The organism is Actinoallomurus acaciae (assembly GCF_042429965.1).
Classification (GTDB): Bacteria; Actinomycetota; Actinomycetes; order Streptosporangiales; family Streptosporangiaceae; genus Actinoallomurus; species Actinoallomurus acaciae.
Genome location: NZ_JBHLZP010001048.1, coordinates 1 through 1,290, shown reverse-complemented (window position 1 = coordinate 1,290; position 1,290 = coordinate 1). Strand labels below are relative to the sequence as shown.

General features: G+C 74.0%; 3 protein-coding genes. All 3 read left to right on the top strand.

Going from position 1 to position 1,290, the window contains the following annotated elements; genetic code table 11:
* A partial coding sequence (locus tag ACFFNX_RS50320; RefSeq protein ID WP_378213598.1) for a zinc-binding dehydrogenase occupies positions 1 to 525 on the top strand: 525 nt, incomplete at its 5' end.
* Between the two features lie 32 nt (positions 526 to 557).
* Complete coding sequence (locus tag ACFFNX_RS50315; RefSeq protein WP_378213596.1) at positions 558 to 983, top strand: nuclear transport factor 2 family protein; 426 nt, start codon at positions 558 to 560, stop codon at positions 981 to 983.
* Positions 984 to 1,082: 99 nt separating this feature from the next.
* A partial coding sequence (locus ACFFNX_RS50310; RefSeq protein ID WP_378213595.1) for a hypothetical protein occupies positions 1,083 to 1,290 on the top strand: 208 nt, incomplete at its 3' end.

The window sequence follows — 1,290 nt, the reverse complement described above, 5'->3', positions numbered from 1 at the left end:
GGCCGGCGCGTGCTGCTGACCGGTGCGTCCGGGGGCGTCGGGCACTTCGTGACCGAGCTCGCGGCCGCCGCCGGGGCACAGGTCACCGCCGTGACCCGGGACGCCGGACGCGGGGCCCGGCTCACCGAGCTCGGCGCGGCCGAGATCGTCCACGACCCGGCCGACGCACGCGGGCCGTACGACATCGTCCTGGAATCGACGGGCGGCGACACGCTCCCCGTCGCCCTCGCGCGGCTCGCGAAGCGCGGCACGCTCATCTGGTTCGGCCAGGCCAGCCGGACTCCGGCGACGCTCGACTTCTTCGCCTTCTTCGACGGGCCCGAGTCGGCCGTCATCCGCCACTTCCACTACCTCGACGCGGACACCGGACTCGGCGACGACCTGGCGGCGCTCGTCCGGCTGACCGCCGAAGGCCGCCTGCACCCCGAGATCGGCCGCGTCGCGGACTGGGCCGGCACCGCGACCGCCCTCACCGACCTGCGCGACCGCCGTATCCGCGGCAAGGCCGTGCTGACCCTCTCCTGAATGACCGCAGAATCAGACAAGGAGTCCCGACCATGACCACCGACCCCAGGACCGTCGTCGTCCGCTACGTCGAGGCCGTCCGCGACGGCGACGCCGACGCCATCTACGAGAGCTTCGCCGAGGACGCGACCTGGCACTACCCGGGCGATCTGCCGATCTCGAAGGTGTGGCGGGGCCGCGACGCGATCGTCGGCGACTTCCTGGGCGGCATGGGTCCGCTCCTCGTTCCCGGCACGATGAAGATCGAGCTGACCGGCACGATCGCCGAGGGCGACCGCGTGGTCGCCGAATGGACCTCGAAGGCACAGACCGTGTACGGCGGCACGTACGACAACCGCTGCATCGGCGTCTACACGGTCCACGACGGCCGGATCACCTCCGTCGTCGAGTACGCGGACACCCGGCACGTGGCGGCCGCCCTGTTCCCCGGACACGCCGATCCCGGCGTCGCCGTGTGAGCGACCGCGCCGCCTGCGGGGTGTCCGGCCGGTCGTCGATCGCGCTCGTCTCCTGGGCCCCGGCTTGCGAGGGCGGGGGCGCTGTGGTCGGGTACGGACGTGCGTGTCGATGATCCACGGGACGGGCCGGAGGCCCTGCGCGCGGTGTTCGGGGGCGTGGCTCTGCGGCCGCCGGCGGGCTGGGGGGCGGTGCGGGCCTTCGAGGCCGCCCACGCGATCGAACTGCCCGAGCCGTTCCGCGGCTTCCTCGCCACCGTGTCCGACGGATGCCCGGCGGGGCCGCCCGCGTACGGGCTCGCCGCCTCCG

Bases quoted from the DNA above. Each gene is read 5' to 3' on its own strand.
- ACFFNX_RS50315 (WP_378213596.1), top strand. From the start codon at position 558: ATGACCACCGACCCCAGGACCGTCGTCGTCCGCTACGTCGAGGCCGTC.